This window comes from Halorussus limi (genome assembly GCF_023238205.1).
Lineage (GTDB): Archaea > Halobacteriota > Halobacteria > Halobacteriales > Haladaptataceae > Halorussus > Halorussus limi.
On record NZ_CP096659.1, the window covers coordinates 2088623 to 2102428 of the forward strand.

The 13806-nt window shown below is 68.2% G+C and carries 15 protein-coding genes; 9 read left to right on the forward strand and 6 right to left on the reverse strand.

The window, feature by feature from the left end; genetic code table 11:
- Nucleotides 1-251 precede the first annotated feature (251 nt).
- On the reverse strand, nucleotides 252-2147 hold the full coding sequence (locus M0R89_RS10750; protein ID WP_248649086.1) for a glycoside hydrolase family 2 protein: 1896 nt from the start codon (nucleotides 2145-2147) through the stop codon (nucleotides 252-254).
- A 112-nt stretch (nucleotides 2148-2259) separates the two neighbouring features.
- Between M0R89_RS10750 and M0R89_RS10755 the strand changes: the two genes are divergently transcribed.
- From M0R89_RS10755 to M0R89_RS10765, 3 genes are all read left to right on the forward strand, one after another.
- Complete coding sequence (locus M0R89_RS10755) at nucleotides 2260-2412, forward strand: hypothetical protein (protein ID WP_248649087.1); 153 nt, start codon at nucleotides 2260-2262, stop codon at nucleotides 2410-2412.
- A gap of 185 nt (nucleotides 2413-2597) precedes the next feature.
- The gene (locus tag M0R89_RS10760; RefSeq protein WP_248649088.1) at nucleotides 2598-3020 is read left to right on the forward strand and encodes a DUF371 domain-containing protein; all 423 of its coding nucleotides are present in this window, start codon (nucleotides 2598-2600) and stop codon (nucleotides 3018-3020) included.
- Between the two features lie 110 nt (nucleotides 3021-3130).
- Complete coding sequence (locus M0R89_RS10765) at nucleotides 3131-3988, forward strand: endonuclease III domain-containing protein (protein ID WP_248649089.1); 858 nt, start codon at nucleotides 3131-3133, stop codon at nucleotides 3986-3988.
- Here M0R89_RS10765 and M0R89_RS10770 read toward each other — a convergent pair.
- Nucleotides 3985-4386 carry a hypothetical protein gene (locus tag M0R89_RS10770; RefSeq protein ID WP_248649090.1) on the reverse strand — a complete coding sequence of 134 codons (402 nt, stop codon included), beginning with the start codon at nucleotides 4384-4386 and terminating at the stop codon, nucleotides 3985-3987. The genes M0R89_RS10765 and M0R89_RS10770 overlap by 4 nt on opposite strands.
- Before the next feature lie 61 nt (nucleotides 4387-4447).
- On the opposite strand from M0R89_RS10770, the gene M0R89_RS10775 reads away from it, so the two are divergent.
- The 4 genes from M0R89_RS10775 to M0R89_RS10790 all read left to right on the forward strand — a co-directional run bounded on the left by M0R89_RS10775 (nucleotide 4448) and on the right by M0R89_RS10790 (nucleotide 8047).
- Entirely contained in the window at nucleotides 4448-5167 is a 720-nt protein-coding gene (locus tag M0R89_RS10775; protein WP_248649091.1) for a PHP domain-containing protein, read from the forward strand.
- Between the two features lie 197 nt (nucleotides 5168-5364).
- Complete coding sequence (locus M0R89_RS10780; protein ID WP_248649092.1) at nucleotides 5365-6522, forward strand: DUF373 family protein; 1158 nt, start codon at nucleotides 5365-5367, stop codon at nucleotides 6520-6522.
- Between the two features lie 135 nt (nucleotides 6523-6657).
- Complete coding sequence (locus M0R89_RS10785) at nucleotides 6658-7416, forward strand: diphthine--ammonia ligase (RefSeq protein WP_248649093.1); 759 nt, start codon at nucleotides 6658-6660, stop codon at nucleotides 7414-7416.
- A gap of 67 nt (nucleotides 7417-7483) precedes the next feature.
- Complete coding sequence (locus M0R89_RS10790) at nucleotides 7484-8047, forward strand: hypothetical protein (protein ID WP_248649094.1); 564 nt, start codon at nucleotides 7484-7486, stop codon at nucleotides 8045-8047.
- 18 nt (nucleotides 8048-8065) lie between these two features.
- Here M0R89_RS10790 and M0R89_RS10795 read toward each other — a convergent pair whose 3' ends face one another.
- From M0R89_RS10795 to M0R89_RS10805, 3 genes are all read right to left on the reverse strand, one after another.
- Nucleotides 8066-9034 carry a nucleotidyltransferase family protein gene (locus M0R89_RS10795; RefSeq protein WP_248649095.1) on the reverse strand — a complete coding sequence of 323 codons (969 nt, stop codon included), beginning with the start codon at nucleotides 9032-9034 and terminating at the stop codon, nucleotides 8066-8068.
- Between the two features lie 126 nt (nucleotides 9035-9160).
- A complete protein-coding gene (locus M0R89_RS10800) occupies nucleotides 9161-9514 on the reverse strand; it encodes a DUF7344 domain-containing protein (RefSeq protein WP_248649096.1) in 354 nt (117 codons plus the stop codon).
- A 101-nt stretch (nucleotides 9515-9615) separates the two neighbouring features.
- Nucleotides 9616-11244, reverse strand: coding sequence for a bacterio-opsin activator domain-containing protein (locus tag M0R89_RS10805; protein WP_248649097.1), 1629 nt, complete (start codon nucleotides 11242-11244; stop codon nucleotides 9616-9618).
- A gap of 89 nt (nucleotides 11245-11333) precedes the next feature.
- Here M0R89_RS10805 and M0R89_RS10810 point away from each other — a divergent pair, with 89 nt between their 5' ends.
- Nucleotides 11334-11624, forward strand: coding sequence for a transcriptional regulator (locus tag M0R89_RS10810; protein WP_248649098.1), 291 nt, complete (start codon nucleotides 11334-11336; stop codon nucleotides 11622-11624).
- A gap of 260 nt (nucleotides 11625-11884) precedes the next feature.
- On the opposite strand, the gene M0R89_RS10815 is transcribed toward M0R89_RS10810, so the two are convergent.
- The gene (locus tag M0R89_RS10815; RefSeq protein WP_248649099.1) at nucleotides 11885-12298 is read right to left on the reverse strand and encodes a Rieske (2Fe-2S) protein; all 414 of its coding nucleotides are present in this window, start codon (nucleotides 12296-12298) and stop codon (nucleotides 11885-11887) included.
- Nucleotides 12299-12388: 90 nt separating this feature from the next.
- Here M0R89_RS10815 and M0R89_RS10820 point away from each other — a divergent pair, with 90 nt between their 5' ends.
- Nucleotides 12389-13777 carry a UDP-N-acetyl glucosamine 2-epimerase gene (locus M0R89_RS10820; RefSeq protein ID WP_248649100.1) on the forward strand — a complete coding sequence of 463 codons (1389 nt, stop codon included), beginning with the start codon at nucleotides 12389-12391 and terminating at the stop codon, nucleotides 13775-13777.
- Nucleotides 13778-13806: the final 29 nt, after the last annotated feature.

Below are 13806 nucleotides of genomic sequence, written 5' to 3' on the forward strand. Positions count from 1 at the left end.
CTGGTATCAACAAATATTCGCTGTGGCTATATAAATGTTCCGTATAGTTGGCTAATGGAAACGGTTCACACGCCCGCTAACGGCCGTGTAAGCCGTTCCCACACTGTGCGGGGGGATATAAAGAACTGCCGCGAGGGTCGCGAGTAAATCGCCCGCCGTCACGGTCGCACCGCGACGAGCGAGACCGGTGAATCGAGCGCGACCGACGACGTCTCACCGAACCGACCAGCGCCGAGCGGACGACGCCGAACTTACAGCGGATACACGTTCTGCACCGCTCCGTCGGCGCGTCCGAACGACAGTTCGACTGTCTCGGCGTCTGACGGCACGGTCAGCGTGCCCGCCCGCTCGCGGTCGAGTGGACCGACCTCCGCGTCGCTCTCGCCGGTCTGGCCGCCCGCGGTCCACGAGACGGTGCCCGAGACCGCCTCTGGCGTGTCGTTGACGACCGTGAGCTCTCTGGTCTCTCCGGCCGCGGGGTACTCGTCTAGGACGACCTGCACGGGTTCCAGCGAGGCCGCAATCGCCTCGTAGCCCGCCTTCTCGCTCCCGTCGGCCGACAGCACGCCCATGCCCGCGCCTTCGTCGATGTCTCGGAGCGCGTCGGCCGCGAGCAGGCCGCTTCCCCGCCGCCGGAGCGTCTCGGTCACGTCCTTCAGGACGCGGGCCTGATACGCTTGAGAGGCTTCGACCGCCGACTCGTCGGACTCGACGCCCGCCTCGACGTACGCGGCGTGGGCGCCGGCGTCGAATCCGGCCGCGTCGTGGCCGTCCTCGCCGACGAGCGACCCCGCACCGAACGCCCCGACCGCGCCGCCGCAGTCGTACTTGTCCAGCGCCCACTCGGTGTCGGCGGGCGTGCCGAACTCCCAACCGGGATAGAGGTGGGTCGCGTCGGCGCCGATGCCCGGCCCGCCCGAGACGGGAAAGACCGGAGCGCCTTCGGGGAGCGCGTCGGCGAGTTCTCGGTCCGCGTCACCGTCGTACCTCGCGCGCCACGCCCGCCACCGGAACTTGTAGCGCGCGACCCGTGAGGGACCGACGCCCGCGAGGTGGTCGGTCGGGTCGGAGCGGACGCCGAACGCGGCCACGCAGGGGTGGCGCTCGACCGAGGCGGCGACCGTCTCGGCCAGCGATTTCGCGGCGTCGGGGTCGGCCTCGGCCCGTCCGACCAGCGGGAGGTCCTGCCAGACCAGCAGGCCGGCGTCGGCCGCGGCCTCGTAGAACTCCATAGGCGGGACGTGACCGTACGCCCGGACGAGGTTCGCGTTGGCGTTCGCGGCCCGTTCCACGTCCCACGTCGGGTCGCCGGTGGGGAGCAGCGAGAACCCGCGGGCCGGAACTCGCTGGCCGTTGACGACCAGCGCGTCGTCGCCCGCGCCGTCCGTCGCTCCAGCGGTCTCGACCTCACAGAGACCGGTCTGGACGACGCGCTCCGAATCGCCCAGTTTCGCCCGAACCTCGTACTGGTGCTGGGGACCGAACCCGTTGGGCCACCAGTAGGCCGGGTCCCGGAGTTCGAGGGTCTTCTCGACCGTCGCGCGCTCTCCGGCGTCGGCCTCGACTCGGGCGCGCTCCATCACGCCGCCGCCTCGGAACCCCTGCGGGCGAACCGACAGCGAGACGCGGTCGTCCAGCGATTCGCCCGCCTCGACGGCGAGTTCGGCGTCGATGACCGCGCCGTTCTCCGTCCGACGCGGCGTCAGCGAGAGTCGGTCGACGAACGTCCGGGGGTGCGTTTCGAGGTCCGCGGCCCACCAGATGCCGGGGACCGCGCGCTCGTCGGGGACTCGGTCGGTCGCGTAGACGCCGCCGAACGCCTCGGGGGCGCGACACTCGACGACTAACTCGTTGTCCGAGTCGAGGTTCAGTTCGTATCTCGCGGGGACGAAGTGGGCATCGTGTTCGTCCAGCAGGTCACCGTTCAGCCAGATCCGGGCGTGTGCGAACAGGCCGCGGAGTTCGAGAGTCGCGCGCTCGTCGCCGTCGCGGGGGTCGCCGAACTCGGTCCGGTAGGCGACGGCGTCGGCGTCCGCGAAGCGCTCGGGGCGGCCGGGCACGTCCACGGGGTGCCACTCGTCGGGGGAGGGCGGCCCGTCACCCGCGGACGGTTCGACCGCGGCGCCCGTCCAGTCGGTCAGAGACATACTCGGGGAACGAAACCCACACCAGATAGGTTTTACGTCCCGTCGGCGACCACTTTCACTTTCACCCCGCCCTTGGCACAATTTAAGTAGGGTGGCGGGACCACCGACTGTTATGCTCGAAGACCTGCAGTGCGTCTGCGACGGCCGGAACTGCGAGCGTACCCTCAGCGAGACCGAGTTGATGCTCCGGATGACGACCGACGCAGGCGAGCGCCGCGCCTACGAGTGCGCCTGCGGCGCGGTCACGGTGACGGTGGTGCGGTAGCCCCCTCCGGAACGCCGACTCCGCCACTCCCGCCCTGAGACGGTCGCTCCGGCCGACCGAGAACGGCCACTCCGCGCCTCCACGAAGACGAAAACTCCGCCTCGCCAAGGACGGCCACCCCGCCTCGTCGGAGACCGTCGTGCCGAAAGGCGACCCTGAAGTGCCTGCTGGCGAAATCGCCCCGCATGGAAGAAGTCATCCACGCGCGCGGCCACGAGAACGTCTCGGCCGCCCACGCCAGCACCTTCGAGGTCACGACCGACGACTACCTCACACCTGCGGGCGACTGCATCCTCGGGGTCGAGGCCGACCGCGCCCCGGCCGACTTCGACCCCGAGTTCATCGCGGCCTGCCGGCACGCCGACGCCACTATCACCGCGACGTTCGAGACCGACGGCCACGCCGAGACCGTGGTCGGGCGCGGCCACCCCGACCTCGCGTTCGAGAACGACCGGAGCGCCGTGGGTCGGACCAGCGACTACGTCGACGACCGGACGATTCTCGTCGGGGCCGAGTTCGCGGCCGAGGGATTCGACCGCGAGTTGGTCGATGCGCTGGCGAACGGGGCCGACCTGACCGTGACGTTGACCGTCGAGCGCGAGGACTGATTCTTCGTGCGTGGTCGGCCGAGCGACGGGTCGCGGGCGTGGCGGTCGATCGCGGGCGACCCGAGCGAGTAGCCGACCGTTTTAATCCGGTCGCGTCCCCAGTTCCGACCATGACCGAGGAGTCCGACGCGAGCGGAGACGCCGGGCGAGGCGAGAGCGTCGCCCCCGCCGAACGCGCCGAACCCGCGGAGAACATCAGCGGCGGCGACGCCGAGGCGAGTTCGGTCGCGGAGTTCTCCCCCGGCGAAGCCGGGACGCGCGCAGAGGCCGTCGTGGACCGCCTCGGCGACCTGTACTGGCAGAAGACCTACGGCGGGCAGGACGCCTTCGAGTGTCTGGTCCGGACTATCTTGAGCCAGAACACCAGCGACCTGGCGAGCCAACCCGCCCACGACGCGCTGATGGAACGGTACGGCGGTGCAGACCTCGCTTCGGCGCTCGCAGACGCTCGACTCGACGAACTCGCGGACGCGATTCGGCCCGCGGGCCTCTACAACCGGAAGTCCGAGGTACTGGTCGCGGTCGCCGACCGCGTGCTGGAGGAGTACGGGAGCGCGGCCGCGTTCGACGACTTCGTCAGGGAGGGCGACCCCGCCGAGGTCCGGTCCGCGCTCCTCGACATGGACGGAGTCGGTCCCAAGACCGCCGACTGCGTCCTGCTGTTCGCCGGCGGGCAGGCGGGCGTCTTCCCGGTCGACACCCACGTCCACCGCATCTACCGGCGACTCGGCGTCGCGCCCGCCGACGCCGACCACGAGGCGGTCCGGGCGGTGCTGGAGCGCGACGTGCCCGCCGAGAAGTGCGGGTTCGGCCACACAGCGAGCATCCAGTTCGGCCGGGAGTTCTGTTCCGCGCGAAAGCCGGCGTGTCTCGACGGACTGGACGAGTGCCCGCTGTCAGACATCTGCGATAGGGTGGGCGTCGATGTCGAGACGGGTGCGGTCTTGGACCCCGCGGACGCCGATTAGCGGTCCCCGTTCCTCCTGCTCGCCTCGCGCTCGACCTCCGCGCGCAGGTGGTCTCGGAGGTGCAACACGTCCCGGCGCTCCCGGTCGCGCCACGGCAGGAGGCGGAGTTTCCGCGCGCGCTTGCGGAGGAACGACGAGAGGTACGCCACCTGCCGGTCGGTGAGCGCGAGGGTCTCCGTGACGCCCGCGGTTTCGGCGTCGCCCGAGGTTTCCTCGCCAGTGCGCTCGGACCCGTCGTCGCGCCGCCGCTCGATTTCCCGCCGGAGGTCGTGGACGAACGCCCACTCGTCGGACTTCGACCGGAGCGCGTACTGGAGTCGGTTCTCGCGCTCGCGGAGCCAGTTCGTCAGGACGTACCACTCCTCGGCCTCGAGCGTCACCCGCGTCGTCTCATCCATCGTCGTACTGTCAACTCTTCGATGGCCGCACTTTTGGCGTTTCGGGCGCTAGAAGGTGAAAATGGCCCCAGAGGTAACGGTGACGATAGACCCCCACGTCCACTCCGAGGGGTCGTACGACGGTCACGAACCGGTCGAGATGCTGTTGGCGCAGGCCAGCGACATCGGACTCGACGGCATCGTCGTGACCGACCACGACACCATCCGCGAGTCGCTCCGGGCGGCCGAACTCGCGCCCGAGTACGGACTGGTCGGGATTCCGGGTGTCGAAGTCTCGACCGCCGCGGGCCACCTGCTGGCTATCGGCGTCACGGAGCGCCCGGAACCCCACCGACCGCTCGACGAGACGGTCGCGGAGGTCCGTGACGCGGGCGGCGTCGCAATCGTTCCCCACCCGTTCCAGCGGACTCGCCACGGCGTCCGCCGGGGGCGCATCACCGACTGCGACGCCATCGAGGTGTACAACGCGTGGATTTTCACCGGCTACCGGAACCGCCGGGCCCGGCAGTTCGCGGCCCGCAACGACTACCCCGGCGTCGCGGCCAGCGACGCTCACTCCGCGAAGTACATCGGCCGCGCGTACACCGAACTCACGGTCGAGGCGTCCTCGAAGCGCGACCTCGACCGCGACCGCATCGTGAGCGCGCTGGCGAACGGCGACGCCGAGGTCCACGGTCGGCGCCAGCCGTTCCACCGGAGCGTGCAACACTACGCTCGGGGCGCCGGCCGGAAGGTCGGCCACGGCGTCGCCGCGAACGTCGCGAATCTCGCTCGGCTGTAACCCCCGAGAGCGTCGTCGTTGCCATCGTCGGAACGCATCGTTCTCGGCGGAACGCGTCGTTACTATCGTCGGGACGCTCGGCGACCGATTTCGACGGGTTGTCGCGGCGTTCTCGCGCGCCGCGTCGCTGCCTCCGGTCAGATTTCGGTAAGCAGGAGGGTTTTTAACGCGCGACCGTCTGGATTCAGATACGCGACATGAGTACGCTGGTAGTGTGCGTCGACCGCGACGACGACATCGGGACCAAGACCGGCCTCGACACCCCCGTCTCGGGGTGGGAAGCGGTCCGGTCGCTCGTGACCGAGGTCGGTCTCGCGGACCCCGAAGACGCCAGCGTCAACTGTCTGCTCGAATCCCTGCGCGTGGCCCGCGACCTGCGGGACGGCGACGAGGAGGTCTCGGTGGCGGTCATCTCGGGCGCGGCCGAGACGATGGTCGGGCGCGACCGAGCGGTCGCCGAACAGATGGACTCGCTCATCGCCGAGTACGACCCCGACTCGGCGGTGGTCGTCATCGACAGCGCGCAGGACGAGCGACTGGTCCCCATCATCGAGAGTCGGGTGCGGGTCGACGCGGTGGACCGCGTGGTCGTCCGGCAGGCCCGCGACATCGAGTCGACCTACTACCTGCTCAAGCAGTTTCTCGCCGACGAGGAGTTGCGCCAGACCGTCCTCGTCCCGGTCGGGGTCGCCATGCTGGCCTTTCCCATCCTGCTGATGGCGTTCGGTCCCGCGATGGCGGTCGCCTCCATCACCGCGGTCATCGGCCTGTTCGTCCTCTACAAGGGACTGGGCGTCGACGACTACGTGGCCGACATGCCCGCCGAGGCCAAGGACGCGCTCTACTCCGGGCGCGTCTCCATCGTGACCTACGTCGTCGCGGCGGGTCTCTCGCTCATCGGCGTCTTCGCCGGAGCGCTCCGGGTCTCGGACCCCTCCGCGCCCACAGAGGGCGTCCTGATGCCCGCGATGGCGTTCGCGTTCGCCAGCGTGCCGTGGTTGGCCGCGGCGGCGCTGGCGGCCTCGACCGGCCGACTGCTGGACGAGGTCATCCGCAACGACAACCTGCGCAACTCCTATCTCAACCTCCCGTTCGGCGTCCTCGCGGTCGGACTGGTCGTCCGGGGTTTCTCGGCGTACTTCCTCCAGCGTGAGGCGTACGTCGAACCGCTGGTCGTCCCCGCCATGGAACTGGGGAGTCTCGCGGTCGAGCGCATCGAACTCGACCCCGGGACGCGGATGGCGCTGTTCGTCGTCGCCGGCATCGTGGTGAGTCTCCTCGGAGTGCGCGTCTCGACGTACGTCACCGGGTCGTCGCTCGGCGAGGAGTTCGAGGACGAGGAACTGGTGGACTGACGGCGCTCGCCGCGACTCTCCGAACGAGAGTCTTCGAGGATTCTGTTCCTTCGAGGTGGCCTCAGGTGGCGGTTCGCCGTCACGCGGACGCGCCGATTCGCCGCACCTAAATCCGCCGCTCTCCGACTCACCGCCATGACCGAATATTCCGCCGCGGCCGACGACGCCGCCGCGAGCGACGGGTCGTGGGTCAGCCTCTTCTCGGGCGGCAAGGACTCGTCGTGGGCGCTCTACCGCGCGCTGGAGGAGGGACTCGACGTGTCTCGCCTCGTCACCGTTCACCCGGAGGGCGACTCCTACATGTACCACGTTCCGGCGACGCGCCTCGCCTCGCTCGCGGCCGAGAGCGTCGGCGTTCCGCTCGTGGAGGTCGAACCCGACGACTTCGAGGCCGCCGACGCCGAGGAGTCGGGCGCGCAGGGCGACGCGGAACTCCGACCGCTCGAAGCCGCGCTGGGCGAACTCGACTCGGAACTTCCCGACGGCGTCGCGGGCGTCACGGCGGGCGCCGTCGAGAGCGAGTACCAGACCTCCCGCATCGAGGCGATGGCCGACCGACTCGACGCCGAGGTGTTCGCGCCGCTCTGGCAGGAAGACCCACGCGAACTCGCCGATGCGATGCTCGACGCGGGCTTCGAGATTACCGTCATCCGGGTCGCGGCCTACGGACTCGACGAGTCGTGGCTCGGGCGGACGCTGGACGGGGAAGCCATCGCCGAGTTGGAGGACCTGAACGAGAGCCACGGCGTCCACATCCTCGGCGAGGGCGGCGAGTTCGAGACGCTGGTGACCGACGGCCCGCACATGGAGCGGCCCATCGAACTGGAGTACGAGACCGAGTGGGACGGGACGCGCGGGACCCTGCAGATTACGGACGCGTGGCTGGGCGAGTAGGTCCGAGGAGCGCGCCGACCGATTGCCGTAACTCTTCTGACCGTGGGCCGCCTTCGAATCGAACCCCATGACCATCGAAGACCGCCTCCGCGGCGACCCCGAACCGGTCTCGCCGGAGCGGGTGATGCGCTACTGGCTCGGTCAGGAAGTCGAGGACGAGGACGGCGCCCCGAACCCCGACGCCATCGGCACCGAACCCGCGCTCCGGGAGGAACTGTTCGAGCGCAAGCCCATCGCCGAACACGTGTTCACGCCCGAACCGGCCGACTGGTACCTCGCCGACCTCTCGGAGGACGCGCTCCGTGACCTCCGGGTCGTCGTCGGCGAACCCGAGCAGGGGTGGCGCGCGCTGACCGACGACGACCGAATCGAGAGCATCGCCGAGCGCATCCACGAGACCGACGACGTGGACGCGCTGGGGTCCGAGACCGGCAAGGACCTCCGGGAGGTCGTCGAACTCGCCGACGCCATCGACCGGGAGGGACCGCAGGGCCGCCTCGTCGTGGTCGAGGAGGGCGACGACCCGGCGTACGTCGCCGACGGGAATCACCGCGCGGTGGCCCACGTCCTCCACCTCCTGCGCGGCGGCGAGTTCGAAGGCCAAGAGGCGTATCTCGGCGTGCGAGAATAGAGTAAACCGGACGCCGCGCTACTCGCCGTTCAGAATCTGGGTGTGCGCCCCGATGAGCGCGCCCGAGAGGTCCATGTTCTCGACGCGGGTTTTCTCGTCGATGATGGAGTCGCGGATGTCGCAGTCCTGAATCGTCGCGTTCGGGAAGACGATGGAGTTGTTGACGCTGGAGTTTATGACCTCCGCGCCCGGCATGACGTGGACGTTGTCGCCGAGCGTGGTGTTCTCGACCGTGGCGGAGTCGGCGATCTCGTTCTCGCCGTCGAGTTTCCAGCCGACCGCCTCCAGATAGCTCTCGGGCGTGCCGATGTCGAACCACGCCTCGTCGAAGGTGTAGGCGTACACCGAGTCGCGCTGCTGGAGCCACTGGACGAACCAGCCCGGTTCGTCGGGGTTGTTGCCGCTCTCGAGGTACTCGTCCAGCAGCGGGATTGTCTCGGCGGTGAAGGCGTAACAGGCGATGGACACCAGCGTGCTCTTGGGGTCTTCGGGCTTCTCTTGGAAGTCCACGACCTCGTCGCCGTCGAGTTCGACCAGTCCGTAGGACTTCGCCCGCTCGCGGGACCCCACGTCGTAGGCCGCCAGCGTCGGCGAGTCCTTCGCTTGGAAGAAGTCCACGAAGTCGCTGACGCCGAAGCTGATGAGGTTGTCCCCGGCGATGACGAGCGTGTCGTCGGTGATGTTCTCCCGGTCGAACAGTTGGGCCAGCGCCCCGACGACGCCGAACTTCTCGTCTTCCTCGGTGGTGTCCTCGACCGTGAGGCGAGGCTTGTCGAACTCGCTCTCGGCGAGGTGAGTCCGGAAGTCGTCGGCGAACCGCTCGTTGGTCGAGACGTACACCTCGTCGATGCGCTCGTCGGCTTCCAGTTCCGCGAATATCTGGTCGATGACCGTCGAGTCACCGACCGGCAGGAACATCTTGGGGCGGTGCTTGGTAATCGGCCAGAGTCGAGTCGCGTACCCGCCCGCAAGAACGACGGCTTTCATACGACGAGCGTCGACCCGGCGCGGTAAGTCCTTTTTCATTTTCGAGATACCCCGCCACGGCGGTCGAGCAGTCGCTCGGTGAGGACGACAGCGAGAACGACGGTCGGCGTCGAAACGGAACTACAACTAGTGGTCGGATTCGTACGTGCGGGCCATCTCGACCCAGTCGCTGACGACCGGACCGCCACGGTACCGGACCGTCTCGCTGCGCGGGTCGTACTCCACGACGTTCGCGTCTTCGAGTTTCGGCAGGTGATTGTGGTGGAGGTTCACCGCGACCCGCTCGTCGTCGTCGTTCGATACCGCGCCTGACTCCTCGGCGACGTGGTCGACCAGTTCTGAAAACGCCGCAACGTCGTCGTCGGTGCTATCGAGATAGGCGAGCAGTTGACGACGCTGCCCGTCTGCGAGGACCTCGAAGAGGTCGTCGAGATCTACCTCCGCCGTCTGTTGGTCGAAAACGGACGGGTCACCGTCCATCGTTGCCCCCTCTCCTCCCGTCGGTGCGTGTTCGTTGCTCATGTTGCGGCGCGCCGACGAACACTTTCTACCGAACCACAAAGAACAGTGGACCTAAACAGCTAGGGTCGGTCGCCGTTGCGGTCGAAGAACGCGGCGAGAAGTTCCTGCTGGGCCTTCCGGATGTGCTGGTGGAACGTCGGCGACGAGATGCCGAGCGCTTCCGCCACCTCCTCGGCGGTGCTGTCGCGCGGCCACTCGTAGTAGCCCGCGAAGTAGGAGGCCCGGAGCGCGGTCCGCTGCGCGTCGGTGAGTCGCTGGTCCAAGTCCCGCCGGAACTCCCGGGCGGTCTGGAGGTCGCGCTCGGTCTCGCGCTTGGCGGCGAGTTCGACGCCCGGGTACTTCGCGCGGACGCGTTCGACCACGCTCCGGACGTCGGCGTCCGAGGGGAGTTCCGCCACGACGGTACCCTCGCCGTTCTCGCTGGTCGCCGCCTTGGTCTTGGCCCCGTGTTCCGAGAGGGTCAGCACGAGCGACGACCCCGACATCGTGAACTCGAACAGCGCCTCGTCGCCGTGCTCGCTGACGAGGCGGACGTTCTCGACTCCGTCCCAGTCCTCGGCGAACTCGAAGATGGCGTCGGGGTCCGTCCCGGAGACCGCGTCGTAGAACAGGAGGCGCCCCGCCGGTCCCGCCGTCATCCCTTCGAGTCGGACCGTACAGTCTAACTGCTCGGAGGCGGCGACGTAGAACGAGTCGCGGTCGGTGAGTCGGAAGGTCAACTCGACGACCGTGTCCGACAGCGCGAGTCGCCGGTGTTTGACCGCGCCGATGGCGAACCCGATGACCTCGCCCAACACGTCGAAGGCGTCCACCTCGCGCTGGCTGAACGCCGACTGTCGCTCGGTCCCGACGCCGAGCAGACCGTAGGTCGTGTCGCCGTACCGAATCGGGACGACGATGCCGGAGTTATAGCCGAGGTCCAGCAGCCCCGCTTGCATCTCCGCCGGGAGCGTCTCGTCGTTCCCCACGTCGTCGATGACCTGCGGTTCTCCCCCGTGGTAGGCGCGGGCCGCGGGTCCCGCGCTCTCCTCGCTCACGTCGATAATCTCGACGAGCGAGTGGACCGCGTCGTTCAGCCCCGCGCCGACGAGCTCGGTCATCTTCTCGTCGGCGGGGTCGGGTTCGCCGACCCACGCCGTCTTGTAGAGTTCGGTCTCCACGAGTCGGTCGCAGACCGCCCGCTCTATCTCCTCGCGACTCGGTTCGCCGATGAGCGTCCTGACGACCTCTTGGGCGACCTCGTTGATGCGGTCGAGGGTCGCCAACTCGTCGCGTTGGTCCTTCAGCGTGCGCTCGCGGACCTCGCGCTCGGTCACGTCCCGGCAGATGGAGACGGTCCCCGCGAGGTCGCCCGACGAATCGTAGTACGGCGAACACGTCGTCTCGAACACGCGCTCGCCGTCGTCTACCGGGAGCGCCTCCTCGAACGTCGCGGTCGTCTCGTCGTCGAGGACGCGGCGCTCGCGGTCCCGGAGTTCTCGCGCGACCTCCGCCCCGAACAGTTCGCGGTCGGTCCGGCCGAGCATATCGTCGACTTCGCGGTCGAGGAACGACGCGGCGGCCTCGTTGGCGAACTGATACCGACCCTCGGTGTCCTTGACGAGGATGGCGTCGGTACTGCTCTCGACGATGGCCTCTAACTGCCGGGTGTACTCCGGGCGTGTCGTTTGTGTGTCTGTGTCTCTCATCCGGCGATTCGGAGAGAGTGACTCACCCCGGACACATAAAACCACCTCCGCGGGAAAGGGTTATGTCTCGCCGGCGGCGACGGAGAGACATGCGAGAGGCCGACCAGACGACCCGCGAGCGAATCGCCGCCCACCTCCGCGAGACGGCCGCCTCGCCGAGCGCGCTGGCCGTGGAGTTCGACGTAACCGCGGGCGCCGCCATCGACCACGTCCGTCACGTCGCCGAGTCGCTGTCCGCCAGCGACGAGCAGTTGCTCGTCGCGCCGCCGGAGTGTCGCGACTGCGGCTTCAGCGACTTCGACGACCCTGCGAACCGGCCCTCTCGGTGCCCGGAGTGCAAGAGTGAGTCGGTGGAGGACCCGGAGTTCAGAATCGCGTAGCAAGCGTTGCGGTTTGTGGCGGTTTGCGGTTTGTGGTGGCTTGCGGTTTGTGGTGGCTTGCGGTGGTAACGTGGTTTGCGGTTTGCGGTGTTGTGAGTACCAGCGTTCCGACCGCGAGCGAGGGAACGGAGTGACCGAGCGAGTGGACCAAGGTAGGACCAAAGTGAGCGGCGCGAACGGCGAGACGACCGCAGCTTTTTCATGGAAGTTTTCCAGGGAGAAATCGCGGCTCCGCCGCGATTTCGACCGCAGCAAAAGTTTCAGTCGAATCCCAGCGACCGATTCGACGACAGGTCGTACTCCATCGAGGAACCGACCTGCACGAACTCGTAGTCGTCGTCCGTGAGGTAGACCGCACCGTCCTCGATAGTCACTCCGATGTCTTCGAGGACCGCGCCCTCGCAGGGGCCGTAGGTGCAACAGCCGGAATCTGCCTCGAAGAGCGCGCCGTGCTTGCCGCAGACGAGTTCGCCGTCGCGCTTCGTCGCGCCGCTGCCCTTGTCGAGGCGCACGTCGGTCCAGTGCTGGCAGTAGTTCTCGAACGCCGCCACCTCGTCGTCGCCGTTCTTGGTCAGGATGGCCTCGCGCTCGTCGAGGCCGTCGCGGACCGTGAACAGGAGCGTCGAGTCGGCGGGGACCTCGGAGGCGTCGGCGATGCGGCTGTCCTCGTCCATTTGCTCCGGCGTAATCGGTCGTCGCGTATGAACGCTTCCGTTCGAAGATGAGAAGCTACTAACCGGTGTCGGCTGTACGCCCGGCCACGAATGAGCGAACCGACCGAGATGGAGATACACGACGACCGCCTCGCCGCCCAGATGGAACGCGGCGACTACGTCCTCGCGGTCGTGACCGCTACCAAACCCGACTTCTACAAGCAGGCCCCGCTGGTCCCCGCCGCCGACCAGCGTGACCTGCCCTGCTTCGTCCTCCACACGGGCCAGCACTACGACGACCTGCTGGGCCACGGCCTCGCGGAGTACGGCATCGAGGACCGGGTCGCCGTGGACCTCGGGATTCGGCGCGACCTCTCGGAGAAGACCGCGCAGGTGATGACCCGGATAAAGCGGTTCGCCGAGGTGCTGGAGGACCGCTACCCGGAGACGACCGTCCTCCCTATCGTCCACGGCGACACGCTGGCGGCGGGCGTCGTCCCGCAGGCGTGGATGTTCGCCACGAACCAACTGGTCGCGCACAACGAGGCGGGACTCCGGGGGATGGCCCCGGTCTCGTTCGACCCGGACGCCGACCCCGAGACCGTCGTCGCCCGGCAGTGGGACGGCGAGTGGGAGCGCAACCGGGCCGAACCGTTCCCCGAGCAGTACGACACGTTCGTGGGGTCGGCGGCGTCGCTGTACCACTTCGCCCCGACCGAACTCAATCGACAGCACCTCCGCGACGAGGGCTACCCGGAGGCGGTCGGCGGCCGCGAGCGAATCCCGGTCGTCGGCAACTCCGTGGTGGACGCCATCGAGATGAAGAAGGACGCCGACCTAGACGAGAGCGTCTTCGACGTGTATCCCGCGCTGGAGGAACGCGACGACTGGATTCGGGTGGACATCCACCGGCGCGCCAACCTCCTTTCCGAGCGGTTTGAGAGCATCGTGGACGGGGTGGTCGGCCTCGTGGAGGACGGTCACAACGTCAACTTCGTGGAACTGAACGCGACCGAAGTCGCCCTCCGGGAGTACGGTCTCCGCGAGAAACTCGTCCGACTGGCCGACGAGAACGACAACTTCCTGTTCACCGGCCTCTGGAAGAAGCACGCCCACGTCTACGAGTTCCTCGAATCCGGCCAGTGTTTCGCCGAGTTCACCGACTCCGGGAGCATGCAGGAGGAACTCAACCACATCGACGAGGCGCTCTGTCTCACCGCCCGGTTCAACACCGACCGGCCCGAGACGGTGTTCGAGGCGAACACCAACCTGCTCGTCCCGCCCGTCTCGGGCGAGTTCGTGCGCGAGACGGTCGAGTACGTCTACGAGGACGACCGGACCCGCGAGCGGATGACCGAGGGGCCGGACCTCTACGGGAGCGACGTGGGCGAGCGCATCGTGGACTTCCTCGCCGAGCGACGCGACGAGGACCCCTTCGAGTGGGCCCACGAGCGACAGGGGTACGCCGACGACGCCGACCGCGAGTTCGACTACCTGTGACGTTCGCCCGCGGGGTCCCCCGGCCCGCG

What these genes read in the sequence shown, in the direction of transcription:
- M0R89_RS10765 (WP_248649089.1), top strand. Translation starts at nt 3,131, where the DNA reads ATGACCGAGGAGTCCGACGCGAGCGGAGACGCCGGGCGAGGCGAGAGC.
- M0R89_RS10775 (WP_248649091.1), top strand. Translation starts at nt 4,448, where the DNA reads ATGGCCCCAGAGGTAACGGTGACGATAGACCCCCACGTCCACTCCGAG.
- M0R89_RS10820 (WP_248649100.1), top strand. Translation starts at nt 12,389, where the DNA reads ATGAGCGAACCGACCGAGATGGAGATACACGACGACCGCCTCGCCGCC.
- M0R89_RS10795 (WP_248649095.1), bottom strand. Translation starts at nt 9,034, where the DNA reads ATGAAAGCCGTCGTTCTTGCGGGCGGGTACGCGACTCGACTCTGGCCG.
- M0R89_RS10790 (WP_248649094.1), top strand. Translation starts at nt 7,484, where the DNA reads ATGACCATCGAAGACCGCCTCCGCGGCGACCCCGAACCGGTCTCGCCG.
- M0R89_RS10785 (WP_248649093.1), top strand. Translation starts at nt 6,658, where the DNA reads ATGACCGAATATTCCGCCGCGGCCGACGACGCCGCCGCGAGCGACGGG.
- M0R89_RS10750 (WP_248649086.1), bottom strand. Translation starts at nt 2,147, where the DNA reads ATGTCTCTGACCGACTGGACGGGCGCCGCGGTCGAACCGTCCGCGGGT.
- M0R89_RS10810 (WP_248649098.1), top strand. Translation starts at nt 11,334, where the DNA reads ATGCGAGAGGCCGACCAGACGACCCGCGAGCGAATCGCCGCCCACCTC.
- M0R89_RS10800 (WP_248649096.1), bottom strand. Translation starts at nt 9,514, where the DNA reads ATGGACGGTGACCCGTCCGTTTTCGACCAACAGACGGCGGAGGTAGAT.
- M0R89_RS10805 (WP_248649097.1), bottom strand. Translation starts at nt 11,244, where the DNA reads ATGAGAGACACAGACACACAAACGACACGCCCGGAGTACACCCGGCAG.
- M0R89_RS10815 (WP_248649099.1), bottom strand. Translation starts at nt 12,298, where the DNA reads ATGGACGAGGACAGCCGCATCGCCGACGCCTCCGAGGTCCCCGCCGAC.
- M0R89_RS10755 (WP_248649087.1), top strand. Translation starts at nt 2,260, where the DNA reads ATGCTCGAAGACCTGCAGTGCGTCTGCGACGGCCGGAACTGCGAGCGT.
- M0R89_RS10760 (WP_248649088.1), top strand. Translation starts at nt 2,598, where the DNA reads ATGGAAGAAGTCATCCACGCGCGCGGCCACGAGAACGTCTCGGCCGCC.
- M0R89_RS10770 (WP_248649090.1), bottom strand. Translation starts at nt 4,386, where the DNA reads ATGGATGAGACGACGCGGGTGACGCTCGAGGCCGAGGAGTGGTACGTC.
- M0R89_RS10780 (WP_248649092.1), top strand. Translation starts at nt 5,365, where the DNA reads ATGAGTACGCTGGTAGTGTGCGTCGACCGCGACGACGACATCGGGACC.